Genomic DNA, 24,034 nt, shown 5'->3' with positions numbered 1-24,034 from the left:
CCGCAACCTGAGTCTTAACTTCTTTCATTGAAAGTTTTAACCCTTCATCTAAACTTAAAAAATGTTGTGATAAATTAGCTCTAATTTTATTTAAGTAATCATAGTAAGCATTCCGATAGCCTCCTAAATCTGCTTTTTGATTTTCAATTTGTTCAAGATCGGGTAGCCCTGTATCAGTTCTACAAATACTAAGAACTTCTTCTAACTTGTTTTTAAAAGAATTATCTTCTTGTTCTCGTTTATCCATTAAATCTTTAAGTAGCTTGTCTAATGAAGTTGCCATCTCCTTATAGGCTTTATTAAACATCGGTAGAAATCGAGATAAAACAGATGAATCAATTCCTTCCTGCCCAAAACATTTTTTGGCTTTCTCTAACTCTACCTGAATTGATACCTGAAGTTCCTGAAGTCGAACTTGGTAAATTTCTGTGTATTTTTCATCTATTTCGTTAATTTTATTAGTTAAATAGTCTAAAACTCTTTCAAGAACTTGGCTAGATTCTTCATAACTAGAACAATCAGCTATTTCACAATGCACAAACTCCATTGATTTATTTAAAGGGCTGGGTTCTGATTTTTTCTCGATCTTATCCTTAAAAGTTAGACAAAGATCTGATTGTTGCACATCATTGCTAATACGATTGATCAGTAAAAAAGCTCGCTGAGGTAAATCCTTAACAGCTTGATTTGCTTTATCATATAAATCAGTATCATCTCTTTGCCATTGATCACCAATTCCATCAGGACGACGAACAAACAAAACAATGTCAACTTCTTGCCCAATTGTTTGTAGCATTAATTCTTCATCGCCTAACTTAGTATCTCCCAAACCAGGAACATCAACTAAAGCAATTTTTCCGACATCAGGATTTCTGAAACAGGAATAAATTTTAACTTCCTTAACCGCTAAATGATGAAAGTAACCGCTTCGATTTTGCGTAATATATTGAGGAATCTCTGTTTTGCTTATATGGATGACTTCTGGAGTTTCTCTAAGTAAAGAACGATATTTGCTCAAATCTTGATGATATTTTTTTAGATGCTCAATCATTTCTCGATTTGTTGCCCCTGTTAACAAATTTGGTAACGGTCGAGAAAATTCATCTAAAGTTGTAGGTACAGCACCTAATTCTAATTGTCTAAAATAAGGATGAATAACTTCTTTAAGAAATGAGTGTTGAGAATGGAAGATTACTCTAGCATAGGTTTCACCATCATGATGATAAACGGTACTACGAACTGCGGTACAAGCTTCACCAGGTAGAGAAGGAATTTCATCATTCGTTAACCCGCTTAAGGTTTGTAAGAGACGACTTTTGCCTTGTCTCATCCGTCCTACAACACCAATGTTTAACGTATCTCTGGAAAATCGTTCTCTGAGTTTGGATAATGCACCTAATTTTTTAGAAATGTCATTTTGGAATTGGGAAAAGTCAAGGTTTTGTAACTTTTCTTGGGTAGCCGAATCGTCAATTTTACTTAATCGTTGATGCCGATGTTCTTCTAATTGATAAAGTAAATCCGTGAGATTACGGAGATTAGTTTCTACCTGGGTAATTTTTTGAGCAAGGGGTTTCCGCTTATCAATAATTTGATTAATTTTCGCTGTTCTGTCCATCTTTCTTTTGATCAGCTATTTTCTATAACCTTAGCGGTTTATTGATTTTTTGACAATCTTAACTACAGAAAAAATGAGAAGTTTTCTGATGATATCTGTCAGTTATAAAACTGACCAAGAAACCCAGTTCCTCTGATACTTTATTGACACCTTTGAACACAAAAAACCAGGTTTTTTGAATAGTTACGAAAACTCCCCAGTTAACTCGATCAAGTTAATCTGGGGAGTTGCAATGGTGCTAAAGCACCGACTCTATAGTTTTTAAGCGGGTGACGCGATTCGAACGCGCGACATTCACCTTGGCAAGGTGACGCTCTACCACTGAGCTACACCCGCAAACCGTTCACTGTTTTTATGATTCCAAAAATCTTTAGATTTGTCAACCCCTACTCCAAAAATTTTTTGAATCCCACGGTTTAAAGGGTTTCTGACTGCTGTTTCAAGGTTTCCCCGGTTAAAGCTGGAGTGGTAGACGCAGACAAAATGGCTGTAGAGTCTACGGTTGTATGGGGATAGGTGGCACTGTGCTTGATTTGACGCATTAAGTTTGCCATTTCAATGGCATCCATGGCATAGTTCCAACCGTGATTTGCCTTAATTCCCGCTCGTTCTAAGGCTTGCTGCATGGTGTCGGTGGTTAAAATGCCAAAAATCACCGGAACTCCCGTCTGAAACGCTGTGGCTGCAATACCTTTGGACACTTCCGCCGAAACATAATCAAAATGGGGGGTTTGTCCACGAATCACAGCCCCTAAACAAATAATCGCATCATAGCGATGAGTTAATGCTAACTGATGGGCGACTAAGGGAATCTCAAAACTCCCAGGAACCCAAACATAATCGACTTGTGTTCCCTGGGGTTCGGGATTAATTCCATGTCGTTTTAAACAATCTTGACACGCTTCTAACAGTTTGGTCGTCACTAAATCATTAAATCGACCAATCACAATTGCAAACCGCAGGGAGTCTGTTTGAGTAAAATTTCCCTCAAAAACCGCCATTATTAATGATCCTTTTTCTGATAAACCCTGGGGGAATCACTGGTTAAACGGCTGAGGAGAATTGTCCCCAACGGTCTAACCCTCAATTCCCACCGTCGATTAAACCACTAAGTAGTTTAATACACCGACTAAAATAACCAACGCCAACCAGAGGCCAGAACCCACATAGAGCAAAGGCTTAGATTGGCTCCAGTATTGAGGGGCAGCATAGGCGAAGGGAACGCCTACTACCATCACAAAGGATAAAATCACCAGTGCCGCGAGGACAACTTGAAACAGAATTGTTAACATTTTTTTCTCCCAACTTGACTTGGCAGTAAGTATAAATACGGCTGACAGGCTCACCGAATCCTGTTTAGCGGTTCATAGTTAAACCTACCAGAAATTGCCACCTGTGAGAAGAGGAGCAGGGGGAGAACAGGAGCAGGGGGAGGGGGAGTGTTAATTAGGAGATAGGGGTTTAGACATAAAAATTTGATTTTTATGAACGGAATAATGAGTTGCTGAATCTATGAATTGATTTAGGGTTTGATTGGGTTCTGGTGTTTTTGAATTCAGGATGGAAGTTTGATTAATTGTAGAGAGTGTAAATTGAGTTTTTTTTACGGCTTCTGCTAAGGGTTCTAATTGTTCAGACATGGATTTTTGTCGCTCTAAGCGTTGAGTTGATCCAAATAATCGACCTAAACCATTAATTAAGTTTTTGAGGTTATTTTGTAATTGTTCATCGCCTGTTAATTGATTCACATCCTCACTAATTTGTTGTAGGGTTTGCAAAGTATTTCGAGTTGAGGTTAGAGTTTCTTGAATCAGCATTAAATTTTCAGGATCACTCACCGCTTTTGATAAGATTCTTAAATTGGCTGAGGTGGCTTCGGCATTCGCAGAGGTGGCTTCTAAACTTTCGATAATTCTGGCTTGTTGTAACTGCGTCATAATCGGGGTGAGGCTTCCCACTAAAACACTTAATTCTTGAGTCGTTTTATTAATATTTTCTAAGGTGGAAATTAAGGTGAAACGATTGTTAGCTAATAACCCATTCAATTGATGACTCAGATCCGTAATTTGATCGGCTGCACGGGCTACGGAATTCGCGGATTCAACGGTTGCTTTTGATACTTCTTTTGTATCTTGTCTCACCTGTGTTGAGAGATTACTAATTTCTGAGGTGAAAGATGTAATCCCCTGATTTACGGATTGATTTAAACCGCTAATTCCGGTATCAACGGATTCATTTAAGTCTTTAATTTCGGATTGAGCAACAACTAAAAAATCAGATAATTTTCCGGTTAATTTTGTGGTAGCTTGTGCGGCAGTTGCTGTGGTTTGAGCCGCACTATTCAAATTAGCATATAACTGAGGATTTCCATAAAGTTCGGAAAATTCATATAAACTGGCAATCAACCTCATAATATCAATACCGAGTTCCCCTGGAATTCGAGCTTGATTACAAAGAATGATTTCAGGACAATCAGAACTGAGCGGATCTAGATCTGCTATGTTTTGAGGGATATTTCCTTTAGGAATAATATCAACGTATCCCTCATTTAATAAACCAATTTGATTCGATTGAATGATAACATTCCGAGGGATTGTGAAGTTATTCGATGTAATTTCTAAGATGACATCGACCGAATTTAAACCGGGTTTGAGTTCGGTTACTCGACCGATTTTAACGCCTCGATATCGTACAGGTGTTCCGATTTGTATAGCTGACGCATCAGGAAATTCTGCAATCAGATTGTAACTACGAGTTCCTAAACTAATATTTTTAATCCATAAAATAATAGCTCCTAGTAAACCTAACCCTAACAGGATTAACAAGCCAACAGATCCTTCTCGAACGGCGCGAGATCGCATATTTTTACCCTCTTTAAATCAGGATAACCTGAGAACCGGATTAATGGCACATTACCTTAACTTAACTGTACAACAACTTGGTTGTTTAATAGCATTTGATTGGTTAATAAATCTTCGACGGTTATGCGTAAAAATCGTTTCTCATCTACTTGGAATAAAACTTTAACGCGATCGCTTCCGGGGTTTCCGGGGGGATTTAATTGAGCAATGCTTCGACCTCCTTGGGTATCGTTTAATGATTGTACAATTTGGCGTTGATCTAAACGACGAGTCATTAAGCGATCGCCATCAAAATAAACTTCTGTTCCCCCGCTTTCATCACCCAATTCCCCTAAAATTAATTCAATACTCGGTTGATTTTCTAAAGATGCACCCAAGACTAATTCGACAGGCGTTGTCATGGGATAAGGTTGACCGGATTTAATAATCGGATGCCAACTATGGCAATTATCCCGACGGTTCCAATAACGAACTCCATAACTATGATATAAAAAATCTTCGATTTTTGCGCCTTGACTTAATTGTAAAGCACCGTGAGAAATAGCTTCAAAGGGTTTCTCACAACGAATTTTGTTAGAATCAAAATATTTCTGAATCCAAGTTTGTACCGCCGGGATTTGAGCACTTCCTCCTACTAATAAAACCGCATCAATATCGGAGATTTCAATTCCTTGGCGACGAGCTTGTTGAAAGACTTTCCCAATGGAATCATCTAAGGTTTCAAAAAAATGAGCTTTCGTTAAAATGGTTTCAAATTGACTGCGAGTTAAGGTTAATTCATAACTGTCTAAGGTTTCATCATCAAAATAAACTTCTGTAGCTTGGGTTTGTAAGGATAGTTTAATTTTTAAACGTTCTGCTAAACGAGTCGTTAATGCTGTTTTTGGTAAATTTTGGGTTTGGGTAAAATAATTGACTAACCAATGATCAATATCAGAACCGCCTAAATTTTGTCCAGCTTTGGCTAAAACCCTAGCGGTTTTTACCCGTTGTCCTGATGATTCTGCAAAGGATTTTTGACCCCATTTTAAAATAAATCCTAATGGTTTTTTATTGCTATTTTCGTTTAAGCGAACTAAGGATAAATCTAAGGTTCCGCCACCTAAATCAATCACTAATAAAAGTTCTTGATCAGCTAGTCCATAGCCTAAAGCTGCTGCTGTCGGTTCATCTAAGAGTTGGATTTGTTCAACATCCAGAGATTGAGAAACTTTTCCTAACCAATAGCGATAGGATTCAAAACTATCAACGGGAACGGTAAAAACCAGGGAATCAACCGTTATCGGCATTTGACGAATGGTATCAATAATTCCGCTTAAAAATAATTCTCCAACTTGTTCAAAAGTAATAATTTGACCATCAAGTTCAGGTAAAAATCCTTGAATATTGCTCCCAATTCCGCGTTTAAAGTTCCTAAAAAAACGAGAGTCATTACTAATATCATACCCTCCATCCCGCACTTGTTGACCTAATAAACAGTCGCCTTGATTGGCATCTTTAAGATAAATTAAACTAGGAATTAAAGGAGGATTTTGACTGGAAATTAAGGATAAATTAGGAAGTTTTAAAGTTTCAGGTTGTTGTGTAGCTGGATTCCAACGAGAAATAACAGTATTACTGGTTCCAAAATCAATCGCAATAGTCATTGTTCTTCAGGGTTTTTCTTAAAAAAATTAAGAGTTTGCTTCTTTTTCTAATGTTAACGTAACCGGGCCATCATTTTCGATCAAAACTTGCATCATCGCGCCAAATTTCCCGGTTTCGACTTTTAAACCACTCAAACGTAATTTTTCTACAAATTGTTCATAGCGTTTTTCTGCGATTTCGGGAGGCGCAGATTGATCAAAGGACGGACGGCGACCTTTGCGACAATCTCCATAGAGGGTAAATTGACTGACCACTAATAGTTCACCTCCGATTTCTTGAACGGATTTTTCCCATTTTCCCGTCGGGTTTTCCGGGTCAGGAAATAATCTTAATTCTAAACATTTTCGCACCATCCAGTTGAGTTCAATTTCACGATCGGTTTCAGCAATTCCTACTAATAAATTAAGTCCTCTTCCAATTTGACCAATAATTTCTCCATCAACCATGACTTGAGAACGATTAACACGCTGAATAATGACCCGCATAACAGTTATCAGTTATCAGTTATCAGTTTGTAGGAGTGGAGTTATCTTGATCATGTCAACTTAAGCTGAAAAAATGGATAACCCCACACCTACCTATCAACAGTTAAGCTTATTTACCAAATCCTTTCCCTCGGTTTGTGGAAGGTAAACACAAACAATTATTCAGTTGAGAACGCAGGGTTTCATGATCTAATTCTTGACCAATTAATACTAATTGGGTTTTGGGTGATCCTTTCCATTCATCATCATCAATTGAAAACCGTTTTCCGCTTAAGTGAAAAATATGGCGTTTGGGACTTTCATCAAACCATAAAATTCCTTTAGCTCGAAATACACTAGCCGGAAGTTGGTTATCTAAAAAGTATTGAAATTTTCTCAAAGAAAGCGGTTGATCACTTTGAAATGAAAGGGAAGTAAAGCCATCATTTTCTAAGTGGTTAGAATGATCATGATGGTGTTTATGGTCATGATCATGATGGTGATGATGATGGTGTTCATGGTCATGATCGTGATCATGATCGCAATGTTCATCACAGACATGATCCTCATGATCATGGTCATGGGAATCAGATTCAGGGTTAAAATATTTATCGGATTCAAATAATCCTACACTCAGAACTAAGGGAAGGGGAACTTCAGAGTTTTTAGTGCGTAGAATTCGAGCATCTTTTTTCATCTCCCGAATTCTAATTTCTAATAAATCGACATCGGCTTCATCCACCAAATCGGTTTTATTTAAAATAATAATATCCCCGTAAGCAATTTGGCTATTTGCAGCTTGGCTATTAAATAAATCCAAACTAAAATTTGCACAATCAACTAAGGTGACAATGGAATCTAAACGGGTCATATCCCGTAATTCAGTGCTTAAAAATGTAAGTGCAACGGGAAGCGGATCAGCAAGTCCTGTGGTTTCTACCACCATATAATCGACTTTTTCAGGACGTTCTAAAACCTTATAAACCGCATTCACTAAATCTTCATTAATGGTGCAACAAACGCAACCATTACTTAACTCAACCATTGTATTATCTTCGTCGGTCTTGACAATCAGTTCATTATCAATCCCAATTTCACCAAACTCATTCACCAAGACGGCGGTTTTGATTCCCTGTTGATTCGATAAAATATGATTCAGCAGGGTGGTTTTCCCACTTCCTAAGAAGCCTGTAATAATGGTGACAGGCATTCCTCGCTTGGGATCATCCATTGTTAATTCTGGGTTAGGGGTTATGGCCGATTGCATAAGGCTACTACCAAAAACGTCAAAAACTTAAACTTGTAATTGTTAGTGTATCGTATTCTTAGGAAGATGACTACATTAGATCTCAATCCTGAAACGTCTCAAACAGTGATCGGTTCAAGATTTAACTTAAAGGTTATGGAACAAAACCTTTAATAATTGCTCAACAATAATTTTCCAGGTAAAGTTTTTATTCACAAAATCCGGCCCGATTTTTTGCAGGGTTTGATAAAGATTTCCTTTTTCAAGGACGGTTTCCATTAAACTTAATAAATGGTCTTGATTGGGTTCTAAAAAGAAGCGAATTTCACCTGTCGGTAATGTGATTTTCTCAAAGGTACTGCTAATTTTATAGGCTAATTGATCAGTGGTAAAATCATCCGTTGGCCCCCCTTGGGTACAAATCACGGGAACTCCACAGGCGATCGCTTCTAATACTGGAAGATTAAATCCTTCGGCGGAATAAGGAGAGACATAAGCATCCGCCGCTTGATAAAGTTGTGCCATTTCCAGGGAAGATAAATTGTTACCAATATATCGTAATCGAGAAGAAACTCGCTGTAATTCTTTCTCATTTAAACTATCTTGTGTGGCTTGTTTCAGATAATCTTTTGAGGGAAAAATTGCATCTCTTCCTTTTAAAATGAGTCGAGCTTCTGGATATTTTTCGGTAATGGTAGCAAAGGCTTTTAAAATTCGATCAATGCCTTGACGTTCATTCCACATCACCCCAATATTGAGGAAAATAAAATTATCATTCCATCCCCATGATTGGCGAATTTCTTGCCGTTTTTCTTCGGATAATGGATGATAAATTTGAGGATCAACTCCCAATGGAATGACCACAACTCGTTCAGGAACCGCACCACTACGAATAAATCCTTCCCGCGACCAATGGGAAGAGGTAATAATTAAGGTCTCTGAATTTTGATGCGCTTCTCGAAAGCAATCAATTTTCATTCCATTTAAAATAGAACGCGGTACAATTCCCCATTCTGTACAACCAAAAATTGCGGTTTTTTTACTGGTCGAATTTTGTAAATTAAACGGACAATAAAGTCGCAAGGTGACATCTGCTTTTTGGTGGGTTTCAGGAACCGGAATTCGATCTAATATATCCTCGGCTTCAGGACTTAATAACTGTTTACTCGGTTTCCATTCTGAGGTGACATAGGGAATATCTTGATGAAAAACTTTTAAAGCTGGATATTTGACCATTTCTAACAGTTGATAACTGTTAATAAAGGAATAGGAATGGGGAATATCTCGCCATCCTTCGACAATAATACTGTGAGGAGAGGATAAAGAAACTGGGAGGTTATTTTGAGGAATTGCCCAGGATATCGGATTTTCTTGTTGAGCAATTTCTAATAGTTGATCAACGGTATGTTTCCAAGTATAATGTTGTTTGATCCATTGGGGAGCCAATGTTTGAGCTTGTTCTCGCCATTGAGGCTGATCAATCACTTCTTGCATTAATTCGGCTAAATGTTCCCAGTCAGGATGAAAGAAAAATCGGCTTTGATTGTGAATAATTTGGGTTTTAAACCGAGTCTTAATTTTTAAACTAAACGGCTCATTGATAATTTCTTCTGTTGCACCTCCCGAACTACAAATAATCGGTAATCCCGATGCAGCGGCTTCTAATACAGATAAATTAAAAGCAGTAGCAACATCTGCGGCTAAATAAGCATCAGAAACTTGATATAATTGAGCTAAAGCTGTACAAGATAAAGGTTGATTTAGATAGGCAATTTTCGGATAAATTTTAACCCATTGTTCCTCGGTTAAGATTTTTTCAAAAGCCTCCGCTAACCAGTGATCTGAGTTGTGAAATACATCTGAACCTTTTAAAACTAATCTCGCCTGGGGATAATCATCTACAATTTCAGCAAAAGCTTTTAAAATCGGTTTAAGTCCATCTTGATCCTGTAAACTTCCCACATGGAGAAAAATAAAATAATCTTCCCATCCCCATTGTTTTCTGAGTTGAATTTTTTCTGTTTTATTTATAGGATAATAGATGCTAGGATCAACACCCCAAGGAACAACTTTAATCTGTTGAGGATTTAAACCACTTCTGATCAATCCTTCCCTCGACCATTGGGAGGGAGTAATAATCGTAATATCAGGATTAATAACTTGATTTTTTAAATGAAATAACGGTTTAAGGGGGGAGGAAGAATCAATTAAAATTCCCCAAGGTGCAGTGGCATAAATTAGGGTTTTTCGACTGTTAGAAGAGTTAAAATTAAACGGTTGATACACTCGTAACGTTACATCAACCGCCGGATTAATAGCCGAGGGAATTTGTTGTAACTGGGTTTCTAATTCAGGAGTTAAGAACCCCGTGAAAGTTTGCCACTCCGGTTTCAAGCCTGGCATTTCTTGATGGGTAATTTTTAACGAGGAACGCCTTAGCATTTCCAACAGTTGGAATTGATGAGTAATGCTATAGGAATAGGGAATAAAACGCCAGCCTTCAACATGAATTTGCATAGAGAACCTTCTACCCAGATACAACTTTTTAGGAAATTTTAAACGATCTAATTGAGTCATTATAAATTAAATCAGAACTTAAAAAATAATGAATAACCCATCTTTTAAAATCTCCTCTTGACCAATAGTGTTTTAATGATTAAACTGAATAACGGAGGTGGCTTTAATTAAAATCCGGTCTTGATCAGTCTCCGCCGATTCGACTTACCCATAGCTAGACCATGAAATCTGAACGCCGTATCTCATTTTCCCTCTCTAGTCTGTTTATAATTGTAGCATCGGTTTTTCTGCTGATCCTGCTTTGGCAGCTTCGAGGTTTAATCGTTTTATTAATGATTTCTGTTGTTTTAGCGGCTTCCATTGTTCCGATTGTGAATTGGGCGGAAAAAAAACAGGTTCCTCGATGGTTAGCCGTTGTTTTTGTGTATCTTACATTAATTGCAGGATTAACCGGATTTGGATTAGTAATTGGGCCAGCAGTAGTAGATCAAATTACATTATTAGTGCGTCAATCTCCGATTTTTGCTGAACAAATTATTGGCATAGCAACGGATTTAGCGAGTCGATTAGGGGAGGATACTTCCACCTTTATTGAACAATTGATTGATCCTCAATCCTTAACGAATTGGGTGATTCGTTCCAGTCAACAATTAATTTTACGTTCCTACGGAATTACGAGAGGAATATTAGGTGGAGTTGCCAGTTTAATTTTAGCTTTATTTATTTCCGGCTATATGGTCGCTGATAGTCAAACCTTAATTCACAGTTTTATTCAATTTTTTCCCCATCCTTGGAATGAACGATTAGCTCAACAAATCAATCCCATTAGTCAACGCATGGGAGGATATCTTCGCGGACGAATTCTGGTGTCTGCAATTTTAGGTGTAGCAACGACAACCGGGTTAGGATTTTTAGGGTTAAAAGATTTTGCCATTGGTTTAGGAGCGATCGCCGCAGTCACGAATTTAATTCCCTTTATCGGCCCAATTTTAGGAGCGATTCCCGCCTTAATTGTGGCTTTAGCTAAAGGAGGATTTTTAGTCGTTTGGGTTTTAATATTATATGGAATTATTCAAAATGTTGAAACCTACGTTCTTGATCCGTTATTAGTCGGTTCATCCGTCGGAATTCACCCGTTATATCAATTGTTATCCGTCTTAGGAGGTGTACAAGTTTTAGGAATTATGGGAGCATTAATTGTTCCCCCTTGGTTCGCTGGAGTTGCTGCTTTAGTTGAAAATCTCTATCTACAACCCAAATTAATTTCTGAACAAAAAGAGGAAATTTTACCTCCCTCTGAGTCTGGTTCCTCTCCTCAATTTCCTTAAGGTTTCGATTAGGATTTACCCCAGTTTATCATGAAATTAGAAACTTTTTTTTGGAAGAAACCCACCGGATGGTCAGTCAAATCCTTTCCCCCCCTGGATTCAAATCAAACCCTTGTAATTGTATTTGGTGCGGTTCAATTTCAGGACTATCTTGATCCTTTAATGACTTTAAAAAACGCTTATCCTCACTCCCATTTTATCGGTTGTTCAACGGCGGGAGAAATTTTTGGATCAACCTTAATCGAGGACAGCTTAACCGTCAGTGTGTTGCAATTTCAAACTACTTCGTTAAAAACAGCATTTTGTTCCTTACAAGCCATCACCAGCCTCTCAAACCCCTTTCAAAGACAAGAATCTTCTTATCAAGCTGGTTATTTAATTGCTCAACAACTCAGCGATCCTCAGTTAAAAGCGGTGTTTATTTTAGGAGACGGTCTACAACTCAATGGAAGTGAATTTCTACGAGGTTTAAATTCAATTTTATATGAAAGTTCGGTGTTAAATTCCTCCGAACCCATCGTAATTGTTGGAGGATTAGCAGCCGATCATCATCAATTTAAACGCACTTGGGTTTTACACGAGAGTTTACCCCAAAATAGTGCAGTTTCCGCAGTGGGATTTTATGGAGATGATATTGCGATTAGCTATGGTTCCCAAGGCGGTTGGACAATCTTTGGGCCAGAACGCAAAGTCACTTATTCTCACCATAATATTTTGTATGAATTAGATCATAAACCCGCTTTACAACTTTATCAAGAATATCTCGGTAAATATGCTCGAAATTTGCCCACCAGTGGCTTATTTTTTCCCTTAGCATTAGGAACCCCCTTAGCGCGAAAACGCACCGTCAGAAGCCTTACAGCCTTCAATGAAGACACAAAATCCCTCGTTTTTACCGGAGATATTCCGATGGGTTCCATCGCTCAACTGATGCGGGGAAATTATGAGCGTTTAGTCAATGGAGCCTTAGCCGCCGCGCTGATTACTCGCAATAGTCATCAACGAAAAATCGGAGAATGGGAACAGCAGAAATTGACCCCCAGTGAGACAATGAAAGTAGAACCGACTTTAGCCATTGCCATTAGTGGTTCAGGTCGGAGACTAGTTCTGGGAGAGCGAACTGAGGAAGAATTAGAAGCTACACTAGATGAATTACCCCCAGGAACCCAACAAATGGGATTTTACTCCTACGGGGAATTAGCTCCCTCTGGTGTTGCCTCCCTCTGCGAATTGCATAATCAAACCATGACCTTAATTACCATTCGAGAAAATAGTAGCTAACTCTAGGGTGCGGTCGTCCTGAACCTGGGTTTATCCCTATCTTCTTTGTTCCCAATAGTTGCATTCTTGACTTCTTCACTCTTAAGATTCTATGCACTACGCGCTCCAACGCCAACTCAGACGCCTGGGTCTTGATCCGCAGACTCTTCCAGTTGATCTGGCAACTTGGCAAGAATTTTTGGAACGAGTCAGCCGCAGTTACACTGACGCTGATCAAGAACGCTATCTGATGGAGCGATCGCTCACCTTGTCCTCCCGGGAACTGTTAGAGTTATACAACCAACAAAGTCAAGAGTCAGAAGCTCGCTTACAAGCAGAACGCGATCGCCTACGCTCTATTATTAGTTCCTTGGGAGCCGGATTATGTATTTTAGATCCCCAAGGCGGTTTATTATCCATGAACCCGGAAGCCGAACGGTTGCTGGGATGGTCAGAACCAGAATTAGTGGGAAACTCGCTGTTAGACCACATTGGAGCTCGGTCTCAATTATCTTTGAAAGGGTTTCAACGACTGGGGACATCTTCAGCCACTGGGTTAGCATCCCTGATCAAACCCATCGAGTCCAGTGATGATCAATTTATCTGTGCCAATGGTAATATTTTGTTTGTTTCCTATGTGTTAACCCCGATTTTAGAACAAAATACATTGGTCGGAGTCGCCTTAATCTTTTTAGATATTACTGAACGTAAACAAGCACAATTAAAAGCTGAACGATCCATTTCTTTATTACAAGCGACTTTTGATTCAACAGATGCCGGAATTCTAGCCGTTGATCGCATGGGAAAAGTTTTAAATTTTAATCAGAAATTTGTGGAAATGTGGCAAGTTCCCTCCACATTATTAAAGCCACCCCAGGATCAATCGGTATTAGCTTTTGTGTTAAGACAGTTAAAAGATCCGCCTCGATTTCTTAGAACTGTCATGCAGTTATCTTCCGAACCCCATACCCCGACTTATGATGTGGTAGAGTTTAAAGACGGACGAATTTTTGAATTATATTCCCATCCCTCAGAAATGGGAGAAAAATTAGTGGGAAGAGTGTGGAGTTTTCGGGATATTACTCAACGAAAACGAGTAGAAAAAGCGTTACAATATCGCGTTGAATTTGAACAATTAATCACCCATTTATCAACTCATTTTATTAGTTTAACAACGGATGAAATTGAAAATGGAATTCAACAAGCATTACAACGAATTAGTACCTTTATAGGGGTAGATCAAAGCTATTTATATTTATTCGCTGATCCTAAAATTCAGATGAATTCGATTTATCAATGGTTGGCAATCAAAACTCCTCCTCGCCCTCAACAAAAGACAAAATTAACAGATTTGTTAAAGAAAGTTTCGGGATATAAACTGTATGGGGCTGATATTCCTTGGATAGAACGACAACTCAATCGCTACGAAAATATTTATCTTTCCATTCAAGATTTACCCCCAGAAGCACTCCGAGATTTAGAGTATTTACAACAATTTCATCCGGTTACTGACTTATCCTCCGATTCTCAAATCGAACACTTCCCTCACATCCAATCGATTATTTTAATTCCCTTGGTCTGTCGTCGGGCGATTGTCGGATTTCTGCGGTTTGATTCCATTCATTCGAGTTATACTTGGTCATCAGATAGTATTGCTTTATTAAAAATGGTCGGAGAAATGTTTTCTAATGCCATTGAACGCAAACAAACCGAAGAATTTCTGCGACAAACCGAAGCAAAATATCGCAGTATTTTTGAAAATGCCGCCGAAGGAATTTGTCAAACCACCCTGGACGGTCAATATCTTAGTGCTAACCCCGCTTTAGCTAGAATTCTAGGGTATGAATCTCCTGAACAGTTATTACAAATGCTCACCAATATTCGGGAACAATTATATGTTAATCCCACCCGTCGAGATGAATTTATTGCAGCTATTCAAACCCATCATTCTGTATCCGCTTTTGAATCCCAAGTGTATCGTCGAGACGGAACCATTATTTGGATCTCAGAAAATGCCCGTGCGGTTCGGGATAAAACTGGACAATTATTATGTTTTGAAGGAACCATTGAAGATATTACTGAAAGTAAACAAGCCGCAGAAGCGTTAAAACAAGCCAAAGAAGAAGCTGTTGCCGCAAACCGAGCGAAAAGTACCTTTTTAGCCAATATGAGTCATGAACTTCGCACTCCCCTAAATGCCATTATTGGCTATAGTGAAATTTTAGCCGAGGAAGCCGAAGATGAAGGGTATGGTGAAATTGTTCCTGATTTAGAACGAATTCGCACCGCCGGACGCAACTTATTAGCCTTAATTAACGATATTTTGGATATTTCTAAAATTGAAGCCGGTCGCATGGATTTATATTTAGAAACTTTTCAAATTTCTATGTTAATTGAGAGCGTCGTCACCACAGCCCAGCCTTTGGTCGATCAAAATAGAAATAGATTAAATATTAATTATGCTCCTGATACGCCCAACACCATGCACGCCGATTTAACGAAAGTTCGACAGGTGTTGTTGAACCTCCTCAGTAATGCTGCCAAATTCACCTCCGAGGGTGAAATTACCCTCAATGTGGGTCGCACCCAAACCCTCCCGCCCGAAGTGTTTCTCGATGCTGATCCGCTCCGGTATCCCCCCTCGGATTATATCCAATTCCAAGTTCAAGATACCGGCATTGGCATTAGCCCCGAACAACGAAAAATTTTGTTTCAACCGTTTACCCAAGGAGATGCTTCTACAACTCGCCGTTATGGAGGAACCGGGTTAGGTCTCACCATTAGTCAACGCTTTTGCCACATGATGCACGGTGATATTAGCGTTGATAGCGAATTAGGTCACGGCTCCACCTTTACGATTTATTTGCCCCTGTCGGTGTCATCCCAGGTTCCAGGGTCAGAGAACCCCGATTTAGAAGCCCTACAGGGAGCAATTGCACCGGATGCCGACCTAGAATTCATTGAGGATGAACCCGCTCCCAGGGTTCCAGGTCAATCGATTACGGTTTTAGTAATTGATGATGATGCTAATACCCGCGACTTAATTGAGCGATCGCTGGTTCGGGAAAGACTACGGGTCGAAACCGCAGTCACAGGGGAAGAAGGGCTTCAGCTTGCCCGTCAGCAACGTCCTGATGCAATTATCTTAGATATTATTCTACCGAAAATGGACGGTTGGACGGTATTATCGACATTAAAAGCCGATCCAGATCTCGCGGAGATTCCTGTGATCGTGTTGTCGTTTATCAGCAACAAAAATCGAGGCTTTGCTCTAGGTGCATCGGACTATCTAACCAAACCGTTTGATGGCAAGCGCCTGGCTGCTCTACTGAGTAAGTATCAACCGGATCGCAAACAGGATCTTCTTCCTGGGGCGGATCAGATTTTAGTGGTTGAAGATGATGCTACCACTCGACAACTGTTACGAGGGTTATTACAGCGACAAGGCTGGATTGTACTAGAAGCAGAAAATGGTCAGGAGGCGTTGCAAATCATTCAACACTCACCCCCAACATTGATTCTGCTCGATTTAGTTTTGCCTCAAAAAAGCGGTTTTGAGTTAATTCATGACCTTCATCGAACCGAGCAGTGGGCAAATATCCCGATTATCGTCCTGACGGCGGCTGAATTAACCTCCACAGAGTGGATACTATTACGGGGCTATGTCGAGCAGATTCTTCAGAAAGGCAGTTATAGCTGTGAAGATCTTTTACGAGAAATTCAGATCTTATTAAATGCCAGCCTGAAACAAGCCCCTGTTAAGTCCTAAATCATCAAAACTCTAAGGCTAAACTATTAACGTTGAGATTGGATCATGGTAAAGATTTTATTAGTTGAAGATAATGAAATGAATCGGGATATGCTTAAACGGCGTCTAGTCCGAAAAGGCTATGAGGTATTGATCGCGGTGGATGGCGCTGAGGGTGTAGAATTAGCCCGTTCAATGATGCCCAATTTAATCCTAATGGATATGAGTTTACCTGTGATGGATGGTTGGGAAGCTACCCGACAAATTAAAGCTGATGCTAAAACCGGAAGCATTCCTGTCATTGCTCTGACGGCTCATGCTATGGCTGGTGATCGGGAAAAATGTTTAAAAGCAGGATGTGATGATTATGATACAAAACCCGTGGAATTTCCGCGATTGTTAGAAAAAATCGAAATTTGTTTAAAGAAAGCCCCCACACCCTGAGTTTAACTTCCTTGAATCAGGTCAGGTTCCTTTGTATTCCTGTACCGTTCAAAGTCTCTCAATTTTTGCCAGTGTTTAGCCACACTACTGATCCGATCAAACACCCTAGATGGAGGCGTGGCACTCGATGTTGCTATCCCAAAATAAGCGTAGGAGCCACGAATAGAGATGGACGCTGAACCTGATCGTGTACTAATTGTGGATGATAATGAAGTCAACCGTGACCTGCTGGCCAAACGCCTCCAGCGTCAAGGTTATAGGGTGACTGTGGCTTCTAATGGCTTTGAAGCTTTGGAACTGATAGCCTCAATGTCCCTGGATTTGGTGTTGCTGGATATTATGATGCCTCAGATGAATGGTTATCAGGTGTTAGAAACGTTGAAGGCTGATCCGGCTTTACGTCATATTCCAGTGGTCATGATTTCGGCGGTTAATGATATTGATAGTATTGTTCGTTGTATTGAATTAGGGGCGGAAGATTATTTATCGAAACCGTTTAATCCGGTTTTATTAAAAGCTCGGATTAATGCTTGTTTGGAAAAAAAACGATTGCGCGATCAAGAACAAGCTTATTTAAAAAAATTAGCTGAAGAACAGGAAAAAGCCGAACGATTATTATTAAATATTTTACCGGAAGCGATCGCCCAACGATTAAAACGGGGTGAAAGTACGATTGCGGATAGTTTCGCAGATGTTACGGTTTTATTTGCAGATATTGTTAATTTTACAAAATTATCCGCTAATTTATCCCCAGCTGAATTAGTGGAAATTTTGAATGAAATTTTTTCTGCCTTTGATGAATTAGCGGAAACATATCAATTAGAAAAAATTAAAACTATTGGGGATGCTTATATGGTGGTGGGGGGATTACCGACTCCTCGTTCTGATCATGCGGAAGCGATCGCCAATATGGCCTTAGATATGCAAAAAATGATCGGTCAATTTCGGCTGCAAAACAATGAACCTGTGCAAATGCGAGCTGGAATTAATACCGGTGCCGTGGAAGCCGGGGTGATTGGTACAAAAAAGTTTACCTATGATTTATGGGGAGATACGGTCAACACCGCAAACCGCATGGAATCTCATGGAGTCGCGGGGAAAATTCAAGTCACCGTCGCCACCTATGAACGTTTAAAAGATCAATATATTTTTGAAGAACGAGGCATTATTGATGTGAAAGGAAAAGGTGAAATGCAAACTTATTTTCTCATCGGTCGAAAATGATTAAGGGAGTTAACAGTTGTTCTGGACTTAATGACTCATCCTCCGAGGTTCCTGATATAATGGAACCGTAAACGTAACGGTTGAACCTAATCCTTCTCCTAAACTATAAAACTTAACGGTTCCCCCCATAGTTTGGATTAATTTTTGTGAAATCACTAACCCTAAACCTGTTCCTCCATATTGACGGGTATACCCTCCATCAACTTGAGAAAACGCTTTAAATAATCGATCTTGTTTTTCAATGGGAACCCCAATTCCTGTATCCGCAACCCGAAATTCCACAAACCCCGGAAATTCTTGATTTTGAAAGACAATGGTTTGTTTGAGAATCCCTAAACTAATATTAATTCCTCCTTCGTGGGTAAATTTAATCCCATTTCCGACTAAATTTAACATCACTTGTAACAAGCGTTGATAATTTCCATAAACAATAATTTCATCTTCATAATCGGCTTTTTGTACCGTAAAGGTTAATCCTTTTTCTTGAACTTGAGCTCGTGTAAAATGTTCAATTTCTTGCAAAAGTTCATTGACTTTAATTAAAGCTAAGTCAATCTCCATTCTTCCAGCTTCAATTTTAGCAATATCTAAAACATCATTAATTAAGTTTAATAAATGTAAAGCTGCACGATGGGCTTCCTGAATAAATTCTGTTTTCTCTTCAGGATCATCAACCAAGCCATCTAAAATTAACTTTAAAAACCCAATAATTCCATTTAAAGGAGTGCGTAATTCATGGGAGGTATTCGCTAGAAATTCACTTTTTAACCGAGATAGGGCAACCGCTTCCATTCGAGCTTCTTCGAGTTCTTGATACAAGGTAGCGTGAGCAATTGCTGTTCCCACATGAGTCGCTAATTCTCGGATAAATTCGACTTCTGTTGCTGTCCATTGTCGGAAGCGATCGCACTGTTGTAAACTAATAATGCCATTGGGTTGATCTTGATAAGAAGTCGCTACCACTAAAATCGAATAACGTTGATAAGGATCATGCTCAGGAGAGGTACGTTCCACCACAATTGGTTCTAAGGTAGCTAGGGCTTGTGTCCATCCCAATTCCTCCGTAATCGACAAATCTAAACCTAACATCATGGGAAATTCTTCTAGGCGATATTCCGCCACCACTTGGGTTTGTTGTAAACTCCAATTGTCCAAGGGGACAACTCGATAGGGACATAAAATACAACGACTAACCCCTAAAACTTGTCCTAAACTATTAACCGTTTGTTGCCAAATTTGTTTTAAATCTAAAGTGCGACGAATTTTTTGAGCAATTTGACTTAATAAGGTTTGATAAATATGGGAACTAGGGGGAACGGTGCGACAGATCGTTCCGGCAATTTGAATCAACATTTTTTGAGGCATATCTAATGTTGAAGGCAGAGAACGATAGGCAACAATCTCGGCTAAATTCACATCTAAATTGTCTTCAGTTTCTTCAAGGACACACCCCATCACCAAAACTTTATTTGATAAGCCCCTAGAAACTAAAATGGGACTCATAATTAATTCCAAAGCAATATATTTTTCTTCGTAGGAAAAAGAATAAACAAAATGTTCTGGAATTAAACTACTCAAAACCCGACGCACGCGGTCTTCATAGGGAGACAAGACAACGGGTTTAAAATCATCTCGAATGGATGAGCCAATAATTTTATTCGTCGCTAATGGATAATCATCCTGTCGTTGCCAATAAAAGGATAAATACTGACCCTCGGCATTTTGAACAAAAACCAGATCAGCACCTAACTCTTGCCAGATCTGGTTAGCCGAACTTGAACTGGTAAACTGAGAATTCCTGTCTAAGTTCATCCGTATCCGCGACTATGGTCTTAACTTGAGTCCCTAACATCGAAGTCTTTAGTCGCGCCTCCTACTCAACTATACACAGCTATCTCCGTGAATCTGAGGAGTGAGAATCAAGGACACCCCAATCAACACGCTTACCGATTAATCAGGGATTCTATTTTAATCATTCCATTCCCCTCGCGGCGGAATCGGAGGATTACGAGGCAGAGTTAAAGCCAGTTCATCCTCTGGACGTTCTCCTCGCAGCCATTGACGTAAAGCGGTTTCAATCACCTTACTGGGGTCATTGGTGAGATGTTTAATTTGATTGAGTAACTCCGCATCAATGTGGATTGAAACCTCCACTTTCTGCGTTGTATTGGGTGAAGAAAATGTATTTTTTTCCATAACAAATCAGATCCTAACGTATAAAAACTTTTAACTCTAGGGCAGGGTGTTCTGAGGGTAATATTTCAGGGGTAATGTTTCAGCCCATGCCCGCAGAAAAACAGACCCACTGATCTTACAGGGGGTTGTACTTTTTATTCTACTCTCCTCAGTGGGAAAAATGGTTTTTATGGTTTGGGATAAGCCGAGGAAGGTTTAAAAGAACTAGCAGGTTTTCCATCTAAGGCTTGTAACATAAAGTCACGCCAGATGGGAGCCACAATGGTTCCGCCTGTTGCCCCATAGGTCAGGGGAGTATAGTCATCATTTCCCACCCAAACAGCCGTTGATAAATCAGGAGTATAGCCCACAAACCAAATATCTCGCTCTGAGGATGTGGTTCCGGTTTTACCCGCCGCCGGACGTCCAATTTGGGCGCGGGTCGCTGTCCCACTGTTAATCACCCCTTGTAACACACTGTTGAGGGATGCTACAGCCCATTGATCCAAAACTAATCGGGGTTTAGGCGTATTATCCAATAAAACATTGCCTTGGCTATCCGTAACTTGAACAATAAACGTGGGGTCAGAGTGCCAACCATCATTAGCAAAGGTGGCATAAGCTCCCGCCATTTCCATCGGGGTTAAATCCACCGAACCCAAAGGCAGAGAAACAACGGGTTCAATCGGACTTTTAATCCCCAGAATGCGACACACCTCAATCACTTGATTCAGTCCCACCTCCTGACCCAGTTTCACCGCCGGAATATTCAAGGAATTTTCTAAGGCGCTACGAACACTCACCGCACCGGAAAAACCCCCGCCATAGTTTTGTGGGGAATAATAACCATAGCCGTCCGGGTAACTCACAGGTGTATCATAAACCGTTGACTCTGGCCCGTATTTACCCGTAGCAAAGGCAGCATAATACACAAACGGTTTAAACGCTGAACCCGGTTGACGCAAGGCCTGAATAGCGCGATTATACTGGCTGGTTTTATAGTCAGCCCCCCCTACCATGGCTTTGACAAAGTGGGTACGGGGATCAATGGCAACTAAGGCAATTTGGCCATTTTGTAAACTGTTATAAACCCCTCGATAGTACAAGGTTTCATGCCACTCACTGATGGTTTTTTCCGCCATCTGTTGGAAATTCATATCAATAGTGGTTTGTACTCGCATTCCTCCCTTCAGTACCGCTTCGCGACCAAAACGCTCAGAAAGCTCCTGAACCACCGCTTCGGTCACATAAGGCAAACGACTACTGCTAAAGGAGGTAATTTTGCCCACCAGCAAGCTTTGTTTCTTCGCATCGGCTTCTTCTTGCGGGGTAATCCACTGAAGTTCCCGCATCCGCTTCAAAACTGTTAACTGCCTTTGTTTGGCTTTTTTGTAATCGACAAAGGGACTATAATCTTCTGGAGCCGGAATTAAACCTGCCATCATCGCGGATTCCGCTAAGGTTAAATCCGCCGCCGATTTATTAAAATAACTCCGGGCTGCGGTTTCTACCCCATAGAGGTTATGACCCCAATACACTTGATTGAGATACAGTTCTAAAATATCCTCTTTCGATAAAATCTGCTCCAAACGAATCGCCATCACCGCTTCTGCGGCTTTACGGCTAATGGTACGATTCGGAGATAAAAATAGGTTTTTCACCAACTGCATCGTGAGGGTTGAACCCCCTTCAACGGTGTTCCCCGTTTCTAAGTTGGCGATAAACGCCCGGACAATCCCCGTTGGGTTAATGCCTTTGTGATCATAAAAGTTACTATCTTCAATGGCAATCACAGCCCGTTTCAGATGGGGAGAAATCTGATTCAGGGTGACGACTTCCCGGTTGGCTTCATCGTGGAGACTGGCCAGAGGCACCCCTTTAATATCGTAGATGTGGGTCGTTTCTGTGGGGACATAATTTTGCAAGACCCGCACATCCGGCAAATTACGGAAACTGACTGCCAAGCCGACCAGCCCGCCCGCAATCACAGAACTGGTTAACATTGTAATGCCAAGTAAGGTTCCAGCCGTTACTTTGCTAACAGATTGAACAAAGTCAAACAACGTTGATGGGTTGTTGACTTGAACCTCCTGTGGGATTGTGTTAGTTGACGACACTTTTAATTCACTCCCTCAACGAAAACAGGGCTACTTAACATTTAAGGCTTGCAGACAAATAAAAATCTTAACTTTTTTTGAGCATCCAGTGATAGCATATAACATTGGCATTGTGCAGTTACACCCTAAACACAGATTGTGTGATGGCGATTAAGGGGAACAGGCACTCTTGCAATGGGCACTCTTGCAATGGGCAATTACGAATTACGAATTACGAATTACGAATAGGGAACAGAAATTTCTCCCCCTGCTCCCCCTGCCTCCTCTTCTCCCCCTGCTCGATTCCCAGTTCGGGATCAAGGTTAACGAATTTTACCCTAAATTGGCAAAATAATTTTAAGATCATGGCTGTGAGTCAAGCATCTGTAGACATAAAATCGGCAGCGTCTCTACAAGAGTTTCCTACCCTACGCCGAGGAATTACTGAGATTTTTCCCGAAATTATCAACTCTGGGAACCCGGATGAGAATTTAGGTGAACGGTTATTGACCACTCCTCGACCCCTACGGGTTAAATTTGGCATCGATCCAACCGCTTCGGATATTCATTTAGGACATAGTATCCCGATTCGCAAGTTACGCGCCTTTCAAGATGCGGGTCATACGGCGGTTTTAATTATTGGGGATTTTACAGCCCGAATTGGCGACCCCACCGGAAAATCAGAAGTTCGCCGTCAATTAACCCCGGAAGATGTTCAAAAAAATGCTCAAACCTATTTAGAACAACTCCGTCCTATTTTAGATTTTGATACCCCCGGACGCTTAGAAATTCGCTACAATTCGGAATGGTTATCGAAATTAGATTTAGCGAAAATATTAGAATTATTAGCAACGATGACGGTGGGGCAAATGTTAGCAAAAGAAGGATTTGCTCTGCGGTTTGAAAAGGAAAATCCGATTTATTTACATGAATTTCTTTATCCTTTGATGCAAGGATATGATTCTGTTGCGGTGGAAGCGGATATTGAAATTGGAGGAACGGATCAAAAGTTTAATTTAGCTGTTGGGCGAGATTTACAACGACATTTTGGACAACAACCCCAATTTGGTTTATTAATGCCAATTTTAATTGGGACGGATGGAACCCAAAAAATGTCAAAATCCCTGGGAAATTATGTGGCGTTATCGGAAGATCCGTTAACGATGTATTCTAAATTGGAGAAAGTTCAAGATAATCTATTAAACCAATATTTTGAACTATTAACTAATCTTCCTTTGGATCAGTTACCGGAAAATCCCAGAGAACAGCAAAAGTTATTGGGATTAGAAATAACGTCTCAATTTCACGGAAAAGAAGCCGCGTTAGAAGCTCAAAGAGCGTCTTTAACCTTAGTTCAAGGAGATGCGAAAACCGCAGAAGCTGTTCCTGAATTTTCCTTAGCCGAG

General features: G+C 40.1%; 17 protein-coding genes and 1 tRNA gene. 6 read left to right on the top strand and 12 right to left on the bottom strand.

Annotated elements, in window-relative coordinates; translation table 11 throughout:
• The 9 genes from ACKPEB_RS15230 to ACKPEB_RS15190 form a co-directional block, all read right to left on the bottom strand.
• Positions 1-1,618: dynamin family protein (locus ACKPEB_RS15230; protein ID WP_408965779.1), on the bottom strand; the 1,618-nt coding region annotated here is incomplete at its 3' end.
• Between the two features lie 264 nt (positions 1,619-1,882).
• A tRNA-Gly gene (locus ACKPEB_RS15225) sits at positions 1,883-1,954 on the bottom strand.
• 80 nt (positions 1,955-2,034) lie between these two features.
• Positions 2,035-2,619: a 6,7-dimethyl-8-ribityllumazine synthase gene (gene ribH, locus ACKPEB_RS15220; protein ID WP_408965778.1), complete on the bottom strand. Its 585-nt coding sequence runs from the start codon at positions 2,617-2,619 to the stop codon at positions 2,035-2,037.
• A 99-nt stretch (positions 2,620-2,718) separates the two neighbouring features.
• Positions 2,719-2,910: a photosystem II reaction center protein PsbZ gene (gene psbZ, locus ACKPEB_RS15215; protein ID WP_408965777.1), complete on the bottom strand. Its 192-nt coding sequence runs from the start codon at positions 2,908-2,910 to the stop codon at positions 2,719-2,721.
• Between the two features lie 150 nt (positions 2,911-3,060).
• The gene (locus ACKPEB_RS15210; protein ID WP_408965776.1) at positions 3,061-4,479 is read right to left on the bottom strand and encodes an MlaD family protein; all 1,419 of its coding nucleotides are present in this window, start codon (positions 4,477-4,479) and stop codon (positions 3,061-3,063) included.
• A gap of 56 nt (positions 4,480-4,535) precedes the next feature.
• The gene (locus tag ACKPEB_RS15205; protein ID WP_408965775.1) at positions 4,536-6,125 is read right to left on the bottom strand and encodes an Hsp70 family protein; all 1,590 of its coding nucleotides are present in this window, start codon (positions 6,123-6,125) and stop codon (positions 4,536-4,538) included.
• 27 nt (positions 6,126-6,152) lie between these two features.
• Positions 6,153-6,611, bottom strand: a complete 459-nt coding sequence (gene dtd / locus ACKPEB_RS15200) for a D-aminoacyl-tRNA deacylase (protein WP_408965774.1) — start codon at positions 6,609-6,611, stop codon at positions 6,153-6,155.
• A 109-nt stretch (positions 6,612-6,720) separates the two neighbouring features.
• Positions 6,721-7,857 (bottom strand): CobW family GTP-binding protein, encoded by a 1,137-nt coding sequence (locus tag ACKPEB_RS15195; protein WP_408965773.1) that lies wholly within the window; start codon positions 7,855-7,857, stop codon positions 6,721-6,723.
• Positions 7,858-7,983: 126 nt separating this feature from the next.
• The gene (locus tag ACKPEB_RS15190; RefSeq protein WP_408965772.1) at positions 7,984-10,353 is read right to left on the bottom strand and encodes a glycosyltransferase family 4 protein; all 2,370 of its coding nucleotides are present in this window, start codon (positions 10,351-10,353) and stop codon (positions 7,984-7,986) included.
• Between the two features lie 221 nt (positions 10,354-10,574).
• Between ACKPEB_RS15190 and ACKPEB_RS15185 the strand changes: the two genes are divergently transcribed.
• The 5 genes from ACKPEB_RS15185 (at position 10,575) to ACKPEB_RS15165 (ending at position 18,357) form a co-directional block, all read left to right on the top strand.
• On the top strand, positions 10,575-11,681 hold the full coding sequence (locus ACKPEB_RS15185; RefSeq protein ID WP_408965771.1) for an AI-2E family transporter: 1,107 nt from the start codon (positions 10,575-10,577) through the stop codon (positions 11,679-11,681).
• Between the two features lie 30 nt (positions 11,682-11,711).
• Positions 11,712-12,962 (top strand): FIST signal transduction protein, encoded by a 1,251-nt coding sequence (locus tag ACKPEB_RS15180; protein WP_408965770.1) that lies wholly within the window; start codon positions 11,712-11,714, stop codon positions 12,960-12,962.
• A 91-nt stretch (positions 12,963-13,053) separates the two neighbouring features.
• On the top strand, positions 13,054-16,710 hold the full coding sequence (locus ACKPEB_RS15175; protein ID WP_408965769.1) for a PAS domain S-box protein: 3,657 nt from the start codon (positions 13,054-13,056) through the stop codon (positions 16,708-16,710).
• Between the two features lie 45 nt (positions 16,711-16,755).
• Positions 16,756-17,133, top strand: coding sequence for a response regulator (locus ACKPEB_RS15170; protein ID WP_408965768.1), 378 nt, complete (start codon positions 16,756-16,758; stop codon positions 17,131-17,133).
• Positions 17,134-17,301: 168 nt separating this feature from the next.
• A complete protein-coding gene (locus ACKPEB_RS15165) occupies positions 17,302-18,357 on the top strand; it encodes an adenylate/guanylate cyclase domain-containing protein (protein ID WP_408965767.1) in 1,056 nt (351 codons plus the stop codon).
• Positions 18,358-18,384: 27 nt separating this feature from the next.
• Here the strand turns inward: ACKPEB_RS15165 and ACKPEB_RS15160 are convergent, their stop codons facing one another.
• From ACKPEB_RS15160 to ACKPEB_RS15150, 3 genes are all read right to left on the bottom strand, one after another.
• The gene (locus ACKPEB_RS15160; protein WP_408965766.1) at positions 18,385-20,169 is read right to left on the bottom strand and encodes a sensor histidine kinase; all 1,785 of its coding nucleotides are present in this window, start codon (positions 20,167-20,169) and stop codon (positions 18,385-18,387) included.
• Positions 20,170-20,325: 156 nt separating this feature from the next.
• Positions 20,326-20,553 carry a hypothetical protein gene (locus ACKPEB_RS15155; protein WP_408965765.1) on the bottom strand — a complete coding sequence of 76 codons (228 nt, stop codon included), beginning with the start codon at positions 20,551-20,553 and terminating at the stop codon, positions 20,326-20,328.
• A 167-nt stretch (positions 20,554-20,720) separates the two neighbouring features.
• The gene (locus ACKPEB_RS15150) at positions 20,721-22,535 is read right to left on the bottom strand and encodes a transglycosylase domain-containing protein (protein WP_408965780.1); all 1,815 of its coding nucleotides are present in this window, start codon (positions 22,533-22,535) and stop codon (positions 20,721-20,723) included.
• A 458-nt stretch (positions 22,536-22,993) separates the two neighbouring features.
• Here ACKPEB_RS15150 and tyrS point away from each other — a divergent pair.
• The coding region (gene tyrS, locus ACKPEB_RS15145) for a tyrosine--tRNA ligase (protein ID WP_408965764.1) at positions 22,994-24,034 on the top strand (1,041 nt) is incomplete at its 3' end.

This window comes from Planktothrix sp., assembly GCF_046067725.1.
Lineage (GTDB): Bacteria > Cyanobacteriota > Cyanobacteriia > Cyanobacteriales > Microcoleaceae > Planktothrix.
This window is presented reverse-complemented; position numbering and strand designations above follow the sequence as displayed.

Coding starts and splice junctions, on each gene's coding strand:
- ribH (WP_408965778.1), bottom strand. CDS start 2,619: ATGGCGGTTTTTGAGGGAAATTTTACTCAAACAGACTCCCTGCGGTTT.
- psbZ (WP_408965777.1), bottom strand. CDS start 2,910: ATGTTAACAATTCTGTTTCAAGTTGTCCTCGCGGCACTGGTGATTTTA.
- ACKPEB_RS15210 (WP_408965776.1), bottom strand. CDS start 4,479: ATGCGATCTCGCGCCGTTCGAGAAGGATCTGTTGGCTTGTTAATCCTG.
- ACKPEB_RS15205 (WP_408965775.1), bottom strand. CDS start 6,125: ATGACTATTGCGATTGATTTTGGAACCAGTAATACTGTTATTTCTCGT.
- dtd (WP_408965774.1), bottom strand. CDS start 6,611: ATGCGGGTCATTATTCAGCGTGTTAATCGTTCTCAAGTCATGGTTGAT.
- ACKPEB_RS15195 (WP_408965773.1), bottom strand. CDS start 7,857: ATGCAATCGGCCATAACCCCTAACCCAGAATTAACAATGGATGATCCC.
- ACKPEB_RS15190 (WP_408965772.1), bottom strand. CDS start 10,353: ATGCAAATTCATGTTGAAGGCTGGCGTTTTATTCCCTATTCCTATAGC.
- ACKPEB_RS15185 (WP_408965771.1), top strand. CDS start 10,575: ATGAAATCTGAACGCCGTATCTCATTTTCCCTCTCTAGTCTGTTTATA.
- ACKPEB_RS15180 (WP_408965770.1), top strand. CDS start 11,712: ATGAAATTAGAAACTTTTTTTTGGAAGAAACCCACCGGATGGTCAGTC.
- ACKPEB_RS15175 (WP_408965769.1), top strand. CDS start 13,054: ATGCACTACGCGCTCCAACGCCAACTCAGACGCCTGGGTCTTGATCCG.
- ACKPEB_RS15170 (WP_408965768.1), top strand. CDS start 16,756: ATGGTAAAGATTTTATTAGTTGAAGATAATGAAATGAATCGGGATATG.
- ACKPEB_RS15165 (WP_408965767.1), top strand. CDS start 17,302: ATGGACGCTGAACCTGATCGTGTACTAATTGTGGATGATAATGAAGTC.
- ACKPEB_RS15160 (WP_408965766.1), bottom strand. CDS start 20,169: ATGAACTTAGACAGGAATTCTCAGTTTACCAGTTCAAGTTCGGCTAAC.
- ACKPEB_RS15155 (WP_408965765.1), bottom strand. CDS start 20,553: ATGGAAAAAAATACATTTTCTTCACCCAATACAACGCAGAAAGTGGAG.
- ACKPEB_RS15150 (WP_408965780.1), bottom strand. CDS start 22,535: ATGTTAACCAGTTCTGTGATTGCGGGCGGGCTGGTCGGCTTGGCAGTC.